This is a genomic window from Nguyenibacter vanlangensis, from assembly GCF_038719015.1.
In the GTDB taxonomy this organism is placed as follows: Bacteria; Pseudomonadota; Alphaproteobacteria; order Acetobacterales; family Acetobacteraceae; genus Gluconacetobacter; species Gluconacetobacter vanlangensis.
On record NZ_CP152276.1, the window covers coordinates 3565565 to 3582786 of the forward strand.

Consider the following 17222-nt stretch of genomic DNA (forward strand, 5'->3'; position numbering starts at 1 on the left):
CCCCCGCCATGCCCACACTCCCGGGGCGGGATGGCATCCCGCGCCCGGGGAGGGGTCATGACCATTCAGAAGCAGGAAGCGGTGGCGGCACTGGCGCAACCGGCGCTGCTCCTGCCCAACCTGCTGGCCGAGGCGCTCGCCGCCAACGGCCGCATCAAGTTCGCGCTCAGTTGGCTCCAGGCGGCCGAGGCATCCGCCGGCCGCGACGACCGCCAGCCCTTCGCCGGCCTCACCGCCGAACGGACGCTCGCCGGCCTCGACCATGCCGTGCTCTACGATCCGCCCGCCCTGCTGGAACGGACACAGGCCGGCCTGCGCGTGCCGCAGGCCGGCGCCGTCATCGCCGCCCTGCTGGACGACCTGTCCCGCATGCGCCGGGCGGCCGAGGCCGGGGCGGCGGCCGGCCTCCTCGACCAGGCCGCCGCCGACGGCCTGGGTATGCGTGAGCACGCGCAGCGCGCCGCCATCCGCGTCGCGGACGATGTCCTGCCCCCCGGCCTGGTCTCGCAACTCTGCCGCGTCCCGGCCGAAGGCGCCGATTCCCTGCACCGCCTGGTCATGGACCTGCACAGGGCGATCAACGACATCGCCGCCGGCCTGGCCGAAACCGATATCGCCGGCGCCCGCGCCTATCGCCTGGACGACAGGGACCGGCAGCGCGTGGCCGCCTTCATGCGCGGGCTCAACCGCACCGCGCCGCTCAAGTTCAACCACCCGGGGCTGGCGACCAACGCCATGCGCGACGGGCCGCGCCTGATCATCCAGAACGATCTCGGCACCACCGACGCCCACGTCCTGATCGTGCAGATCGAGGGGCGGGACGAGGCCCCGCGCCTGTCGGTCCTGCACAGCGACATCCACAGGCAGCGCCTGGAATTCTTCCAGAACCGCCTGCCCGCCCTGACCTGGACGCAATCCAGCCGCCATTTGCCCGGCAGCGAACAGGGCCAGTTCACCCTCGCCACCGGCATCCTCCAGGCCGCGGACCTTCCCGCCCTCGACGCGGCGCTCGAAACCCTGGGCGCGTCGCTGGTCTTTCTCATCGACTGGAACAAGGCGCGCAAAAGCCTGCGCCATTTCGTGTCCGGCCCGGCCGCCGTCGCCCTGCTGCACTGGGCCGCCGACCACGAATACGGCCACCGCGCCTATCTCGAGGCGGGCGGCGAGACGATGATCGGCGACCTGCTGGACACCGTCTCGCAGCTCACCGGCGGGTCCTACGGCACGATGCAGCGCGCGCTGGGCCAGGACGGCACGATGGCCTTCCTGCGCGAAGCCCTGCGGACCTCCAGCGAGGCCCTGCGCAACGGGCAGTCCCCGCCCGCCATCCGCGACATGCTGCAGGCCGAGCTGATGACCCGCGTCGCCTCCATGGCCGACCGCATCCTCGACGACGCGATCGACCACGCGGCGCTGATCCTCGATCTCGGCAGCCTGGTCCACGCCGCCCTGCTGGGCAACGTGCCCGACCTGCTGGCCGCCGCCGCCCGCGCCCAGCGTTGGGAGGCCCTGGCCGACCGCCAGGTCGGGCACATCTGCGGCCTGTGCCGCGACGACAAATCCCGCCCCTGGCGCGCCATCGCCTCCCACGCCGACGACGCCGCCGACCAGTTCGAGGACGCGGCCTTCCGCCTGCAGTTCCTGCCCGCGGACCTGCCCGCCGACATCCGCGCGACCCTGCTGCAACTGGCCGCGCAGGCGGTCATGGCGGCCAAGGACTATGTCCGCCTGCTCTGTGCCCTGCGCAGCCTGCACCAGGGCATGCCCCGGCGCGAGATGCGCCTGCTGATCGGCCTGTTCGACCGGCTGCACGCCCACGAACATGCCACCGACGCGGCCGAGCGCGACGTCTTCGCCCGGCTGATGCATGCCGACCTCGACGCAAGGACCGTAACGCTCGCCACCGCCATCGCCGGGGCGCTCGAATCCGTGGCCGATGCCCTGCTCAATGCCGGCCGCCTGCTGTCCGACCACGCCGTAGGAGAGTGGTTTGCCCCCTGATCCCATCTCGACCCATCCCATCCCGGCCGTACCTATCCAGGTCGCGCCCGTCCCGGTCGACGCCATCCCGGTCATCGAACCTGGCGTGCTGCCCCCGCCCGACGGCGCGGTCGCCCAACTGGGCGGCAAGGCGTTCAACCTCATGGTCCTTGCCGCCGCCGGCCTGCCCGTGCCGCCCGGCTTCGTGCTGCCGACCACGCTTTGCGCCCAGTGGCTGGCCGCCGGCGCGCCCCCGGCCGACGCCTTCCGCGCCCTGGTCGCGGGGCCCCTGCATCGGCTGGAACAGGCGACCGGCCTCGCCTTCGGCGATCCCAACCGCCCTCTGCTGGTCTCGATCCGCTCCGGTGCCCCCGTCTCCATGCCCGGCATGCTCGACACGCTGCTCAATGTCGGGCTCACCCGCGCCACCCTGCCGGGCCTGATCGCATTGTCGGGCAATCCCCGCCTGGCCTGGGACTGCTTCGCCCGGCTGATCCGCGCCTTCGGCCAGATCGTGCGCGGCCTCGATCCGGCCTTGTTCGATGACGGGCTGACCGCCATCCTGCGCGCGGGCCAGGCCGCATCGGCCGCCGAACTCGACAGCCTGTCCCTGCGCGACCTCGCCCTGCGCTATCTCGATATTTTCGAATCCGCCGGCGGCGTCCCGTTCCCCGACACGCCGATGGACCAGCTCGCCCAGGGCGTGGACGCCGTCTTCCGCTCCTGGAATTCCGAACGGGCCCAAACCTATCGCCGCCTGCGCAACCTGACCGGCCTGCCCGGCACGGCGGTCACCATCCAGCGCATGGTCTACGGCAATTCCGGCCCGCAATCGGGCTCGGGCGTCGGCTTCACCCGCGATCCCGCCACCGGCGAACGCCGCCTCTATCTCGATTTCGCCTTCAACGCACAGGGCGAGGACCTGGTCGCCGGCCGCACCCTGGTCGCCCCCGCCGCCGAACTCGCCCGTGCCATGCCCCAGACAGGTCCGACAACGGGTCCGACAACGGGTCCGACAACGGGTCCGACAACAGCCCAGGCCCAGGCAATAACCCAGACCCTGGCACGCATCGCAACCCAGTTGGAACACCAGTTCCACGACATGCAGGATTTCGAATTCACGGTGGAAGAGGGCCAGCTCTATCTGCTGCAGACCCGCGCCGGAAAATGCGCCGCCCGGGCCCGGCTCAGGATCGCGGTCGACATGGCGCGCGAGAACCTGATCTCCATCCCCGAGGCCCTGCGCCGGGTCGAGGGGCTGGACGCCGCCGCTCTCACCCGCCGCCGCCTCGCCGGGCCGCCGCAGGACGCCATCGCGCGCGGCGTTCCCGCCGGCGGCGGCGCGGTGACCGGCGCCGTCGTCCTGAGCCGCGACGCCGCCCGCACGCTGGCGGGGCAGGGCCGCCGGACCATCCTGGTCACCACCGACCTGCTGACCGAGGATATCGACGCCATCACCGGCACAGACGGCCTGCTCGCCGCCCATGGCGGCCGCACCAGCCATGCCGCCGTGGTCGCCCGCGAATTCGGCAAGGTCGCGATCGTCGGCTGTCCCGGCCTGACCATCGCCCCGGACCGGCAAAGCTGCCGGATCGCCGGCCATCCGTTCCCCCAGGGCGCCGACATCACCCTGGATGGCGAGACCGGTCAGGTCTTCGCCGGCCATGTTCCCATGACCGAGGACCGCCCCGAGGCCGACCTGGCCCAGATCGCCGCCTGGCGCGCCGCCCCACCCGCATGAGGGCCGTAGGATCGAGCGTGGGATCTGCCCGGCAAGGACGTTGCCCTTGAACCCACCAAAGGGCGGTCGCCCTTTGGAAACCCGTTTGTTATCAAATAAATGGGGTGCAGGGCCTCAGGCCCTGCCGGGTCCAGGGCGGAGCCCTGGTGATGCCTCGGCCGCCGCCGGATGCGCCGCCAGGCGCTCGGCCACCCGCGCGCGCAGCGCCGCCGCCCCCACATGGCCCGGCCCGGCATCGCCGATGCGTGCCAGGCTGTCGCGCATCGCCGCCAGGATGTCCGGCGTCGCCGCCTCCAGCGCCAGATGCCACCAGGCGACGGCGCCGTCGATCGCGCCGTCTTCCGCCAGCATGCTGGCCAGATTGTGCTGGCCCCGGTAATCGCCCGCCTCCGCCGCGCGCCGGTACCACAGCCGCGCGGCCTCCCGGTCGCGCGGCCTGTCCCATCCCTCCTCCAGAAATCGGCCCACCAGATTCATCGATTTCGCATGGCCCGCCCGCGCGGCCGCCAGGAACAGCGCCCATGCCGCGCGCCGGTCGCGCGCCACGCCCCGGCCGCGCAGCCTCATATTGGCCAGGTTATAGCGCGCCCAATCGTCGCCGCGTTCCGCCGCCCGGCCGTACCAGCCCGCCGCCGCGGCCGCATCGGGCGCGCAGCCCCAGCCGCGTTCCAGGCAGCGGCCCAGCATGTTCATCGCGGGCGGATGGCCCGCTTGTGCCGCGACGGTGAACCAGGCCACCGCCTGCGCCGCGTCGCGCGCCAGATGCACGCCGTCCAGCAGCGCCTGCCCCAGCAGAAGCTGCGCCTCCACATGGCCGCGCGCCGCCCAGTCCAGCAGGCGCGCCCCCTCCGGCGAGACGGCCGGCCGCGCCGGCGGGCTTCTCCAAAGCCGTCCCCAGAACTGCTTTCTGGGGCGCTTCCCGATAGGCCGACAAAAAATCTGTCCAAGGCGGATTGTCACGGCGATCCCCTCGCATTACGAATGAGAATAATTCGCAATAACGTTCAGGCTCTCGCATGACAACCCATTCCGACATGTCCCCATCCTCCGGCCGGCGCCGCATGGGCGCCACCACGCTCGGCCTGGTGCTCGGCGCGGGCTGGCTGATGCCCGGCGACGCCCGCGCGGCCGAGCCGCAGCGCCCCGACCCGCGTCCCCGGGCCGGCCACGGCCTGCACGCCCCCGATCGCTCTCGCGATCACGACCGGCACCACGACCATGACCGCGACGCCGGCCATGACGCAGCCGTCCACCCCCCGGTCCGTCCGGCCGAGCACCTGCTGGTGACGGGGCAGGGGCGCGGCTACCAGCAGACGCAGCCGCATCTCGACCGGATCATGACGTCGCTGGTGGACACACCGCAGACGATCACCGAAATCCCGAAGCAATTGATGCAGGACCAGAACACCACCAACATGCTCGATGCGCTGCGGACCGTCCCGGGCATCAGCATCGCGGCGGGCGAGGGCGCGCAGCAGGGCGACAATCTGTCGATCCGCGGCTTCAACGCGCAGAATGATTTCTATCGCGACGGCATGCTCGATTTCGGCAGCTATTATCGCGACCCGTTCGATCTCGAAACCGTCGAGGTCCTCAAGGGCCCGTCAGGCAGCCTGTTCGGGCGCGGCTCGACCGGCGGCGTGATCAACGAGGTCACCAAGCGCGCCGGCATGACGCCGGTCACCGCCGGCACCCTGTCGTTCGGCACCGACGGCACCCAGCGCCTCACGGCCGATATCGGCCGCGCCGGCGCCGCGCTCGGCGGGTTCGCCTGGCGGCTGAACGCCATGGTGCAGCAGGCCGGCCTGGCCGGGATCGATCTCGCCGCGACGCGCCGCTACGGCATCGCGCCCTCGCTCGCCTTCGGCCTGAATACCGCGACGCATCTGCGGATCGATTATTTCCGCCAGCAATCCTACGACACCCAATATTACGGCACGACCTGGCTCAACGGCGTGCCGGCCCCCACGCCGCGATCCAATTTCTACGGCTATCCCGGCGACTATCTGCGTTCGGCGGTCAATGTCGGCACGATCAGGCTGGAACATGATGTCAGCCGGCACCTGACTTTCCATGACCAGGTCCGCTATTCCACCTACAATACCGCCCAGCGCGCGGTCGAACCGCAGATCCTCGGCTATACGCCCTATACGAATATCGCGCCGGCCTCCGTGCCCCTGTCGCAGATCCAGGTCACGCGCAACACCCTGGCGCTCAGCGGCCCCTCGACCCTGCTCGACAACCAGCTCGAAGGCAACGCCGATTACCGCACCGGCTCGCTGCGCCACCAGCTCCTCTTCGGGTTCGAAATCCAGCGCCAGACCGCCGACATCACCCGCTACACCTATCCGCAGACCAAAACGTCGCTGCTCGACCCGGACCAGGGCGCCGATTTCCCCTTCGCGTCGCGCCTGCGCAGCATGTCGGGCGCGACCTCGCACGATTACGCGCCCTATCTCAACTATACGATCTCCCTCGGCACCCACTGGCAGGCGATCGGCGGCTGGCGCTGGGACGACTACACGACCGACTACAAGCAGATCGTGGCCCCCGCGGTGCATGTCACGCGCCATGACAGGGTCTCCACCTGGCGCGGCGCGCTGGTCTACAAGCCGACCGCGGACAGCAGCCTCTATTTCAATTACGGCACGTCGTTCGATCCGTCGGGCGAGAACATCGCCCTGACCGCCTCGACCGCCGCCGTCGCGCCCGAACAATCCCGCACCTTCGAATTCGGCGGCAAATGGGCAATGCACGGGCTCTCGCTGTCCGCCGCCGCCTACCGGATCGAAATGACCAACGTGCGCGAAACCAATCCGGCCAACGCCACCGAAACGATCCTGGCCGGCAATTACCGCTCGCAGGGCTTCGAACTTTCGGCCACCGGCAATCTCACCAGCCGCTGGAGCGTCTTCGGCGGCTACAGCTATGACGATGTCAGCGTCATCGCCTCGCCCAACCGGCTCGAACTCGGCAACCAGCCGCCCAACGCGCCCAAACATACCGTGGCGTTCTGGACCGAATACCACCTGCCCCGGCTGCCGGTCAGCATCGGCGGCGGCGTCAACTACGTCGCCAGCCGCACCGCCAGTTCCCTCCCCATCGCCGGCACCACGGTGATCGAGCGCGCGCCCGGCTACACCACGGCGCAGGTGATGGTGAAATACCACATCACGCATTCCCTCGCCGCCCAGGTCAATATCGCCAACATCTCCAACGCGCTCTATTACAGCGCCCTGCACCCCACCCATGTCGTCGTCGGGCCGGCCCGCTCCGCCCTGTTCTCGCTCAGCGCGAATTTCTGATGCTGATCGTCATCCCCGATGTGCTGAATGCCGCCGAACTGGCGTCGTTCCGCACCCAGCTCGCCGCCGCCCCGTGGCAGGACGGCCGGACTACCGCCGGCCATCAATCGGCCCGCGCCAAGCGCAACCAGCAACTGGCCGAGGACGACCCGACCGCCCTGGCGCTGGGCGAGGCCCTGGCGCGCACGCTGGGGCGCATCCCGCTCTTCATGTCGGCGGCCCTGCCGCAGCGCATCTTCCCGCCGGTCTTCAGCCGCTACCGCGCCGAAAGCGGCGACCGTTTCGGCAACCATGTCGACAACGCCATCCGCTACGGCGCGCGCGGCACCATCCGCACCGATTTGTCCGCGACCCTGTTCCTGAGCCCGCCCGACGCGTATGACGGCGGCGCCCTGGTGATCGACGACGTCTTCGGCCCGCGTGAGGTCCGGCTGCCGGCGGGTTCGATGGTGCTCTACCCGTCCTCCTCGCTGCATCGCGTGACCCAGGTCACAAGGGGCGAGCGCCTGGCCGCGGTGATGTGGATGCAAAGCCTGGTCCGCGACGAAGGCCGGCGCCGCATCCTGTTCGACCTCGACAGCACCCTGCAGGACCTCGCCGCCGACCTGCAGGACGACCCGCGCATCCTGTCCCTGACCAATGTCTATCATAACCTGGTCCGCCGCTGGGCCGACCCCTGAGCCTGGCCGGACATGCGCGCTGGCGGCGATCCTGCGCGCGTTTCCTGCGCTTCGGTGCTCACGGCCTACAAGGCCGCTCCGCTCCGATGCTCGAAAACCCACGCCGGCCGTGCCGCTGCGCGGCACTCTCGCTCACCAGCCCACATGTCCGGCCAGGCTCCAGGAGCCCCATCTGGGACTGCGCGCTGACGGCGATCCTGCGCGCGTTTCCTGCGCTCCGATGCTCGTGGCCATCAAGGCCACTCCGCTTCGGTGCTCGAAAACCCACGCCGGGCGCGGCTCTGTCGGGCCGCTCCCGCTCACCAGCCCAAAGTCCCGGTCAGGCTCCAGGAGCCCCATCTGGGACTGCGCGCTGGCGGCAGTCCGACGCGCGTTTTTCGTGCTCCGCGCCCCGTCGCAGCGCCAGCGTCGCCCGCTCCGCCAGCACGATCAGCCCCAGCGTCAGCGCCCCCAGCACGATCTCGCGCCGCGTATGGCCGCTGGCCACCAGCATCGTCAGCAGCGCGCCGACCAGCGTAACCAGCGTGACATAGGACAGCCACGGAAAGCACCACATCGGCAGCGCCGGGACCAGCCCCGCCGCCCGCGCCCGCCGCCGCAGCCGGATCTGCGCCAGCGCGATCAGCACATAATCGAACAGCACGAACGTCCCCGTCGCGCTGACCAGAAAGGCGAACACCACGCCGGGCGACATCATCCCCGCCACGGCCACCGCCACCGCGATCACGCAGCCCGCCAGGATCGCCCGCCGCGGCGTGTTGTTGCGGCCGCGCGCCAGGAAAAAACGCGGCGCGTCCCCGGCCTCGGCCAGCTCGCACAGAATGCGCGAGGTCACGTACAGCCCCGAATTCAGCGCCGACAGGGTCGCCACCAGCATCACCCCGGTCATCAGCAGCGACGCGAACGGCATGTCGATCCGCTGCAGCGTGGTCAGGAACGGCGACCGCCCCGGCACCACCGCCTCCCACGGCGTCAGGCACAGGATCAGCCCGATCGACCCCAGATAGAAGAACAGGATCCTCAGCACCACCGACCGCGTCGCCCGCCCCACGCTCTCGGCCGGATGGCTGGTCTCGGTGGCGGCGATGGTGGTGATCTCGGCTCCGGCCATCGACAGCATGATGGCCGGAATGCAGGCCAGCAGCGCGGATCCCCCATGCGGAAACAGCCCGCCCTGTCCGGCCAGGTTCCGCGCCACCACCTGCGCGTGCGTCCCCAGCAGGGCCCAGAGGCCGATGGCGATGAAGATCACGATGGTCATGATCTTGGTCATCGAAAACCAGAATTCAAACTCGCCATATCCGCGCACGGAAAACAGGTTGATCGCCGTCATCGCGGCAATCACCAGGCATTCCGTGACAAGGAAGGGCAGGGGGACGAACGGCGCCAGGAACGACGCGGCGGCGATCGCCTCGATCCCCAGGATCGTCGCCCACATCACCCAATAGATCCACCCGCCGACGAACGCCGCCCGCGCGCCCAGCCCCCGCCGCACATGCGCGACGAACGACCCCGCCTGCGGATCGTCCACCGTCATCTCGCCCAGCATCCGCGTCACGCACAGGATGATCAGCCCGGCCAGCAGATAGGACAGGAACACCCCCGGCCCCGCCGTGGCGATCGCGCTCGACGACCCGACGAACAGGCTGGCCCCGATCACCCCGCCGATCGAAATCATCGCGACATGCCGCCCGCGCAGGACGGAATGGGCATCGGTGGTCTTCATGCGCGGCCTCCTGCGCCAAACTGCGTCGGCGGCCGATTATAGATAACGGGGTCGAAATGTCATGCGCCCGGAATTTCCCGGGCGCCCGGCGCGGCCGGGTGTTCAGAACCGCTGCGAAATCCCCGTCAGGATCGTCCGCCGCAGCCCATATTGCGGCGCCCCCACGCCGATCCCCGTGCCGTCGCGCAGTTCGTATCTCCGGTCGAACAGGTTGGTCACGTCCAGCCGCAGTTGCGTGCGCTTCAGGAACGGCACCCGGAACAGGTCCTGGAACGACTGCACCAGCGACAGGTTGAACGTCACATATTGCGGAAGCTGCATCCCGTTCGGCACCGCGCCGTCGGCCCGCAGCCCGCTGCCGTACACCATGGTGGCCGACAGGCGCATCGGGTGCCCGGTGCGGTAGAAGAGGCTGTACGCCGCCCCGGCCGACGCCGTCCAGCGCTGGTCATGGTCCAGGAAGATCCAGTGCTGCCGGATATAGGCCAGGTCCTCCGGGTCGAAATTGAACTGCGCGCTGGTGATGTCCTTGCCGATCGCCCGAGACCAGGCCATGTTGCCGTACAGCGACAGCGGCCCGCGATCGTACGATGTCGCGACCTCATAGCCGTTCACCTGTCCCCGCCGGTAATTGAATCCCGACAGGATGATCGGCGCGCCGAACTGCCCCTCGTCGATCAGGTTGTGCGCCAGCTTGTAATAGGCGTCGAACGACACCTGCCACCCCGGCAGGATCCGCTGCATGATCCCCGCGTCGAAATAATGGTCGCTCTCCGCCCGCACCGTGCTGCTCTGCGCGCTGGCCGGCGCCGCGCTGGTGCCCGTGAACTTGTCCAGCGACCCGCCGCTGACCACCTCGAACGGCGGCGGCGTGAAATAGCGCGAATACCCCGCATGCAGCGTCGTGCCCGCGCGCGGCGTCCAGACCAGGTTCAGCCGCGGACTCAGTTGCTGCTGGTGGGTATATTCCTCCACCCCATCCATCCGCAGGCCGAAATTGACCGTCAGGTCGCGCACCGGCTTCCATTCGTCCTGCGCGTACAGGCCCCAGATCCACCCGGTCAGCCCGCTGCCGTCATGGATCGCAACCGGCGTGCTCCCGAATTCCGGATTGCCCGCCGCATCCGCGCCGGTCTGCGGATAGACCAGGGAATCGGTCTTGGACACGTTCCGCTCGACGAAGACCTGATAGCCGAAGCGCAGCGTATGCCGCGGCGCCACCCGCCAGGTCGCGTCGCTCTGCGTCCCGGTCGAAAACACCGACCGCGCCGCCCGCTGGGCAATCCCGTTATAGACCAGGTCCCCCAGCATGTCGGGCGAATAGCCCAGGCTGCTATAGCGCAGAAAGGCCGAACTCTGCAGGCTGACCCGGCCGATTTCCTTCTGCAGCGACAGGATGCCGAAATCCGTGATCTCCTTCTGCCGCTCGTCCAGGCTGGCGCTGTCCACGTTGCCCGCCAGATGCTGCGCCAGCGTGCTGCCGGCAAAGGACGGTTCCTGGAACTGCGTCTGCTGGCCCGGATTGTTCGGCAACTGGTATTCCGCGTTCGACACCCCGGCGATCAGGCTGATCCGCGTATCGGCATCGGCGGTATAGCGCAGATGCCCCAGGAAATGGTACTGGTTGCTCAGGTCGTGCAGCGCGTTGAAACGCGGCGTGGTATTCTCGATTCCCACCCGGTCATGCACGAAATCCCCGGTGGCGAAGTAATCCCATTTCCCGCTCTGCCCGCCATATTGCAGCGACGGAAAGAAATAATCCCGCGCCCCGCCATAGATCGACGCCTCGCCCCCCGGATTGGTCGCGCCGTTCTTGGTGGTGATGTCGATCACCGCCGCCTGCAGAAACCCGTATTCGCTGGGCAGCGCCCCGGTGGTCATCGACAGCGAATCGGCAAAGCGCGTCATCAGCGTCTGCCCGAACACCGTCAGGCCCTCCGGCAACTGCACCCCGTCCAGCCGGAACTGCACCTCGTTATGGTCGCCGCGCACATGGATCTGCCCGTAACTGTCCTGCGCCACCCCGGGCGCCTGCAGCAGCACGCCGTTCAGCGGCGCATTGTCCCCGCCCGGCACGGTCTCGATCGCATGGCGGTCGAAGCGATAGGTCGTGGCCCCCGTATCCGGCTGCAGCGCCGCCCGCGCCCGGTCCAGCCGCGCCGTCACGGTAATCCGCTCCGGCGCCGACGCGGCCGCATCCACGCCGAAGGACGACCGTCCCCCCGCACCGTCCTCCGTCTTTGCGGCGGGCGGTGCGCCCTTCTGCCCATCCTGCTGCCCACCCTTCTGGCCCGCCTTCCGGGTGGCCTCCTCCGACGTGGCTTTCGACACGGCTTTCGACGTGGCTCTCTGGGCGGGCTGCGGGCCGGCCGGCGGCATGGCGGCCATGGCGGGCAGCGCCACCCCCGACAGCAACAGGCCGAGCGAGGCAAGACGGGCGGGTCGACGGGTCTGGAGGCGGGTCGGGAACATGCGCACTCTATCTGTCCGGTGAAGCAGGCAAAGGGAAAAGGGGGCGTGTGACGCCCCTCCGCCCGATCTCCCTAAACCGTATGATATAACGTTTCAACAAGCGGCCGAAAAAAATCCCCCCGCTTTCCGCCCGCTGTTGCCTCCCGACAACAGATCCCTCCCGGCCGCCGCGTCAGCCCTCCGGCATCGTCCCATCCGCCCGCACCGCCTCGGCCATATGCGACAGCCAGGTGCGGAACCGCACCAGCGCCGGGCGATTCCAGCGGTTTTCCGGCACGAACAGCGCATAGGCCCCGATCGCCACCCCCGGAAACGGCGCCCCCTCGGGTCCCAGCCGCACCAGCGTGCCGTTGCGCAGATCGTCTTCCATCAGAAACGGGTTGGCCAGCGCCACGCCCTGTCCCTCGCGCGCCGCCGCCAGGACCAGATGCGCATGCCACATCCGCGCCGCCGGGCTGACCTGCACGCCCGCCGCCCCGGCGCGCGCGAACCAGATCCGCCATTCGTCGCTGTCCCCTTCGGCCAGCAGCGGCAGCCCGGCCAGTCCGGCGATCGTCCCCACCGCGCCCGCCCGGCGCAGGAATTCCGGACTGGCGACCGGAAAGACCGGCGGCCGCGCCAGCTCGGCCCGCCTGATCCCCGGCGGCGCGTCATCCGCGGCCCCGTCCAGGCGATAGCGGATATCGGCATCCACCCCATCCGACCAGAAGGACGCGCGCGCGTCGCTCGGCCGCAGCACCAGGTCGATCCCCGGATGCTCGGCGCGAAACGTCCCCAGCCGCCGCACCAGCCAGTGAAAGGCGAAGCCCGGCACGCACCATACCGACAATTGCGGCGCATCGCCGCTGCGCAGCGCCTGGGTCGCCTGGGCAATCTCGTCCAGCGCGGCGGCGATCCGCTCGTGATAGGCCTTGCCCGCCTCGGTCAGCGTGCCCTGCGTGCGGTCCAGCAGCGGCACCCCGGTCCATTGCTCCAGCGCGCGCAGATGCCGGCTGACCACCGCATGATCGACCGACAGAAACTCCGCCGCCCGCCTGATGCCGCGCGTCCGTCCGAATGCCTCAAACGCCCGCAACGGGGCAAACGGGGGGAAGACGCGCCGATCCGCCATGGGACTCCACATCCAGATACTGGTGCCTTTTTGTCACCAATCCGGCAACAAAGGCAACTTCTGCGAATCATTACGTATGGCTAAGAATTCGTCGCGCAGGTTCGGGCGTACGGTCCGTCGATCAGATTGTGGCATTTCGGCAACGCAATGGAACTTTTGGAAATAAAGCGAGGGGGCTACATTCTGTTTCATACCGATATCCGATAAACCCGAGCATATGAAACGGCTATACTTTGTTCCTGCGGCCACATTCCCGGTATCCCGGGGCATCCTGGTCATTTAATTCCGGCGTTTTGCCGCAATCCCCGCATCGCTGGGATGTCCATGCCGCCCGATGTTCAAGCGAACATTGGCGGTGAAACATTTTGGTACGAATATTTGCGGCGGCAATGATTGCCCGCATGACGATGGTTGAAACTGCTGAAAGCTGAATGATGCGATTTCTGACGATGTCTCCGGCCCGCAAGACGATTCCGACAAGTTCCCGCCGCCTGCTGGCCGGAGGATCGCTGTTCCTCTTCACGCTCAGCCCGCTTCCTGCCGCCCTGTCCGCCGCCCATGCCGCCCAGCCGGCCTCCACGCCGGCTCCCGGTTCGGCCGCGCCCCACGCCCACGCGTCCGCCGCGCATCGCCGCGCCGCCGCCCGTCCGGCCGCGCGCCGCGCCGTGCCCGCCGCCACCCGCGCCGCCCGGAACGAGGATGTCAGCATCGTCGCCACCCGCGGCGTCTCGCACGATACCGAACAGGTGGTGACCCGCGCGGCCATCGAACGCATGGTCGGCGGCACCAACCCGCTGAAATCCCTGGCCCAGCTCCCGGGCGTCAGCTTCAGCTCCTCCGACGCGCTCGGCCTCGACACCTGGGGCGCCAGCATCTATCTGCGCGGCTATTTCATGGATCAGCTCGGCGTCACGCTCGACGGCGTGCCGCTGAACGACCAGAGCTACGGCTCGGTCAACGGGCTGAACATCCTCACCGCCGTCATCCCCGACGATCTCGGGCGCGAAAGCGTGTCCCAGGGCGCGGGCGCGGTGAACCTGCCGTCCAACTCCAACCTGGGCGGCACGATGCAGTTCTTCACCGACGACCCGGCCGACCATATCGGCGGCAAGGTGTCGCAGGGCTTCGGCTCCTATGCGATGTACCGCACCTATGCCCGCTTCGACAGCGGCCGGCTCAACGCGTCGGGCACCAAGTTCTTCGCCTCCTATGCCCGCGATTACGAAGGCAAGTACCAGGGCGGCGGCTCCGACTTCATGCAGCAGGCCGACGGCAAGCTGGTGCAGCCGATCGGCCATGACAGTTCGATCTCGGCCTTCTTCAACTGGAGCGACTCGGCCGTCTGGGGCTATTCCGACAAATCGCTCGAAATCCTCAACAAGCTCGGCTGGCGCGTCGAATCCTTCTACCCGAACTACGCCGCCGCCTACGCGACGGCGGCCGGCACCTACCTGCCGCCCGGCTGGGACCAGATCACCGGACAGGACCCCAAGACGGTCGCGTTCTATGATGCCGGCCAGCACACGGTCGATTATCTCGGCGGCCTGAATCTCGATTTCGCGCTGACCGACCGCCTGCGCTGGCGCACCACCTTCTACGGCCACAGCGACACGTCGTACCTGACCTATGGCGACCCGAACACGCCGTCCGCCACCGGCGCGCCGCTGTCCGAGGAAGTGTGGCAGCCCCGGCAGCAGCGCATGGGCTTCGACACCGCCCTCCAGTACCGGCTCGGCAACCACACGATCGAGACCGGCGTCTGGTACGAAAACAACATCCAGACCTCGGGCCAGTATTGGTACAACGAACCGCTGCTGGGCCAGGGCGCGCCGGTCGAGACCGTCGGCCCCTATGACGTCTACGGCCCCGCCTTCCAGCAAAGCTACAATTTCGCCTGGACCACCAACACGGTGCAGTACCACCTGATGGACACCTGGCGCCCACTGCACAACCTCACGGTCCATGCCGGGTTCAAGACGCTGGCGGTCACGACATCGGGCGGCTCGGACTACAACAATCCTGACGTGACCGGAGTCGACTCCCTGCCCAACGGCAGCCTCAGCACCGTCGGCGCCTTCCTGCCGCATGTCAGCGCCAACTGGCGCTTCCTGCCCGGGCACGAGCTCTATTTCGACCTGGCCGAGAACATGCGCTCCTACGTGGTGGGCGCGTCCGGCGCCGGCGGCTATTCCGCCTCGCCCTGGTCGGTGCAGGACCAGCCGACCTTCAAGCAGTTGCAGCACACGCTGCGGCCGGAACGCGACTGGGTCTACCTGGTCGGCTACCGCTACACGTCCAAGCGCATCATCGCCTCGCTGGACGGCTACCATTCCGACATCTCGCACAAGCTGATCTCGGCCTCGGTGGGCACGCTGAACAACCCGGTCGCCAGCGTGATCGACACCCACAGCGCGACGATGAACGGCGTCGATGCCGGGCTGACGCTGGTGCCGGTGCGCGGGCTGTCGATCTTCAACACCGTCAGCTACAACCATGCCACCTACGGCCAGAACGTCCTGGCGGGCCAGCAATACTATCCGCTGGCCGGCAAGAAGATGGTCGGCTACCCCGAATTCATGTACAAGACCAGCGCGATCTACACCTACGGCCCGGCCCAGGTGCATTTCGACGCCAATTATTATTCCAAGCGCGAATTCAGCTACCTCAACGACACGCACATCCCCGGTTACTGGCTGGCCAACGCAGGCGCGCGTTATCGTTTCGGCAGCTACGGCGCGATGAAGAACATTACGGTGGACTTCAACGTCTATAACCTGTTCAATGCGAAATATATCGCGATGATGGGCGAAAACGGCTTCCCGATGAGCGGCGACTACCAGTCGCTCGAACGCGGCGCCGTCCGGGAATATTTCGGCACCGTCACCGCACAGTTCTGATCTTGAAACATACGGCCGCCCCGCCGGCGGGGCGGCCGCGGGCACGGACATTCGGCGAAGGGGACAGCATGGCGGTACGCGACATGACGAACACGGGTTCCACGGCCAGGCGCTTCCCGGCTCTGGCTCGCGCAACCCTCGCCGCCGCCTCGGTCGCCGCCTCGGCGGCCTGCTGGAGTGCCGCACCCGCCGGCGCGGCGCCGACCCCGGTGCTCCAGGCCGAACAGAGCGACGTCGCCACCCTGCCGTCCGCCGCGGCGCACTGGTTCCTGCCGGCCACGCTGGACCAGTCCTACACCATCTATGACGCCGACGCCGGGCGCATCCTCGGCACGGTGCCCGCCAGCATCCTGGGCAATATCGCGCTTTCGCCCGACCACGGAAAATTTTACGTGGCCGATACGATCTGGTCGCGCGTCGATCACGGCACCCGCCAGGACCTGCTGCAGGTCTATGACGCGCACAGCCTCGCCCTGCTGCGCGAAATCCCCCTGCCGCCCCGCGCGCTCGCGGTCTACAAGCAGCAGGATTTCGACGTCAGCACCGACGGCAACTGGGCCTACGCCTTCAACATGAGCCCGGCGACCTCCGTCACCATCATCGACCTCGCGCACGCCAAGGTCGCCCGCACGGTCGACATCCCGGGCTGCGCCCTCATCTTCCCCTGGAAATCGGGCGGTTTCTCCAGCCTGTGCGGCGACGGCTCGCTGACCGATGTCGGCTATACGGGCGGCAACGCGATCACCATCACCCACACCCGGCCGTTCTTCGACGCCAACAATGACCCGATCTTCGAACAGGGCCTGGTCGACCATGCGACCGGCCGCGCCCTGTTCGTCTCCTATACCGGCAAGGTCTATGCGGCGACCCTGGGTCAGCATCCCGCCATCGCCGCTCCCTGGTCCATCCAGCAGGCTGCCGGCCAGCCGGCCGCCGGCACCGGGGTGCAGGAACTGGCCTGGCGTCCCGGCGGCCTGCAGCCCTTCGCCTGGAACCGCGCAAGCGGCCACCTGTTCGTGCTGATGCATGCCGGCACCTACTGGACGCACAAGACCGCCGGGACCGAGGTCTGGGAACTCGATCCCGCCCGCCACGCCCTGGTCCGCCGCATCGACCTGCCGCATCCCGCGCGCGGCATCGCCGTCACCTCCGACGCCTCGCCCCTGCTGTTCGCCACGGCCGAGGACGGCGCCGTCACGGTGCTCGATCCCGCGACCGGCGCCGTCCGCCGCACGCTCGAAGCCCATGCCGGGCCGATGAGCATCGTGCCCGACCTGTGACGCCCCCATGACGCGCCCGACATCCTCCCC

At 68.7% G+C, this 17222-nt stretch carries 10 protein-coding genes; 6 read left to right on the forward strand and 4 right to left on the reverse strand.

Annotation, left to right across the window (positions count from 1 at the left end):
- Positions 1-57 precede the first annotated feature (57 nt).
- Complete coding sequence (locus AAC691_RS16610) at positions 58-2001, forward strand: hypothetical protein (RefSeq protein WP_342627712.1); 1944 nt, start codon at positions 58-60, stop codon at positions 1999-2001.
- Positions 1991-3721, forward strand: a complete 1731-nt coding sequence (locus tag AAC691_RS16615; RefSeq protein ID WP_342627713.1) for a PEP/pyruvate-binding domain-containing protein — start codon at positions 1991-1993, stop codon at positions 3719-3721. The genes AAC691_RS16610 and AAC691_RS16615 overlap by 11 nt, the downstream gene beginning before the upstream one ends.
- Positions 3722-3835: 114 nt before the next feature.
- Here the strand turns inward: AAC691_RS16615 and AAC691_RS16620 are convergent, their stop codons facing one another.
- The gene (locus tag AAC691_RS16620) at positions 3836-4531 is read right to left on the reverse strand and encodes a tetratricopeptide repeat protein (protein ID WP_342627714.1); all 696 of its coding nucleotides are present in this window, start codon (positions 4529-4531) and stop codon (positions 3836-3838) included.
- Between the two features lie 206 nt (positions 4532-4737).
- On the opposite strand from AAC691_RS16620, the gene AAC691_RS16625 reads away from it, so the two are divergent.
- Both AAC691_RS16625 and AAC691_RS16630 read left to right on the forward strand, forming a co-directional pair.
- Positions 4738-7026, forward strand: coding sequence for a TonB-dependent siderophore receptor (locus AAC691_RS16625; RefSeq protein WP_342627715.1), 2289 nt, complete (start codon positions 4738-4740; stop codon positions 7024-7026).
- On the forward strand, positions 7026-7706 hold the full coding sequence (locus AAC691_RS16630) for a Fe2+-dependent dioxygenase (RefSeq protein ID WP_323992993.1): 681 nt from the start codon (positions 7026-7028) through the stop codon (positions 7704-7706). The genes AAC691_RS16625 and AAC691_RS16630 overlap by 1 nt, the downstream gene beginning before the upstream one ends.
- 319 nt (positions 7707-8025) lie before the next feature.
- On the opposite strand, the gene AAC691_RS16635 is transcribed toward AAC691_RS16630, so the two are convergent.
- The 3 genes from AAC691_RS16635 to AAC691_RS16645 all read right to left on the reverse strand — a co-directional run bounded on the left by AAC691_RS16635 (position 8026) and on the right by AAC691_RS16645 (position 13015).
- Positions 8026-9432 (reverse strand): amino acid permease, encoded by a 1407-nt coding sequence (locus AAC691_RS16635; RefSeq protein WP_342627716.1) that lies wholly within the window; start codon positions 9430-9432, stop codon positions 8026-8028.
- 102 nt (positions 9433-9534) lie between these two features.
- A complete protein-coding gene (locus AAC691_RS16640; RefSeq protein ID WP_342627717.1) occupies positions 9535-11904 on the reverse strand; it encodes a TonB-dependent receptor domain-containing protein in 2370 nt (789 codons plus the stop codon).
- A gap of 172 nt (positions 11905-12076) precedes the next feature.
- Complete coding sequence (locus AAC691_RS16645) at positions 12077-13015, reverse strand: LysR substrate-binding domain-containing protein (RefSeq protein ID WP_342627718.1); 939 nt, start codon at positions 13013-13015, stop codon at positions 12077-12079.
- 431 nt (positions 13016-13446) lie between these two features.
- Here AAC691_RS16645 and AAC691_RS16650 point away from each other — a divergent pair, with 431 nt between their 5' ends.
- Together AAC691_RS16650 and AAC691_RS16655 are read left to right on the forward strand one after the other, a co-directional pair.
- Complete coding sequence (locus AAC691_RS16650) at positions 13447-15912, forward strand: TonB-dependent receptor domain-containing protein (RefSeq protein ID WP_342627719.1); 2466 nt, start codon at positions 13447-13449, stop codon at positions 15910-15912.
- 83 nt (positions 15913-15995) lie between these two features.
- Positions 15996-17192 carry an amine dehydrogenase large subunit gene (locus AAC691_RS16655; RefSeq protein WP_342627720.1) on the forward strand — a complete coding sequence of 399 codons (1197 nt, stop codon included), beginning with the start codon at positions 15996-15998 and terminating at the stop codon, positions 17190-17192.
- Positions 17193-17222: the final 30 nt, after the last annotated feature.

What these genes read in the sequence shown, in the direction of transcription:
- AAC691_RS16635 (WP_342627716.1), bottom strand. Translation starts at nt 9,432, where the DNA reads ATGAAGACCACCGATGCCCATTCCGTCCTGCGCGGGCGGCATGTCGCG.
- AAC691_RS16625 (WP_342627715.1), top strand. Translation starts at nt 4,738, where the DNA reads ATGACAACCCATTCCGACATGTCCCCATCCTCCGGCCGGCGCCGCATG.
- AAC691_RS16650 (WP_342627719.1), top strand. Translation starts at nt 13,447, where the DNA reads ATGATGCGATTTCTGACGATGTCTCCGGCCCGCAAGACGATTCCGACA.
- AAC691_RS16655 (WP_342627720.1), top strand. Translation starts at nt 15,996, where the DNA reads ATGACGAACACGGGTTCCACGGCCAGGCGCTTCCCGGCTCTGGCTCGC.
- AAC691_RS16630 (WP_323992993.1), top strand. Translation starts at nt 7,026, where the DNA reads ATGCTGATCGTCATCCCCGATGTGCTGAATGCCGCCGAACTGGCGTCG.
- AAC691_RS16610 (WP_342627712.1), top strand. Translation starts at nt 58, where the DNA reads ATGACCATTCAGAAGCAGGAAGCGGTGGCGGCACTGGCGCAACCGGCG.
- AAC691_RS16640 (WP_342627717.1), bottom strand. Translation starts at nt 11,904, where the DNA reads ATGTTCCCGACCCGCCTCCAGACCCGTCGACCCGCCCGTCTTGCCTCG.
- AAC691_RS16645 (WP_342627718.1), bottom strand. Translation starts at nt 13,015, where the DNA reads ATGGCGGATCGGCGCGTCTTCCCCCCGTTTGCCCCGTTGCGGGCGTTT.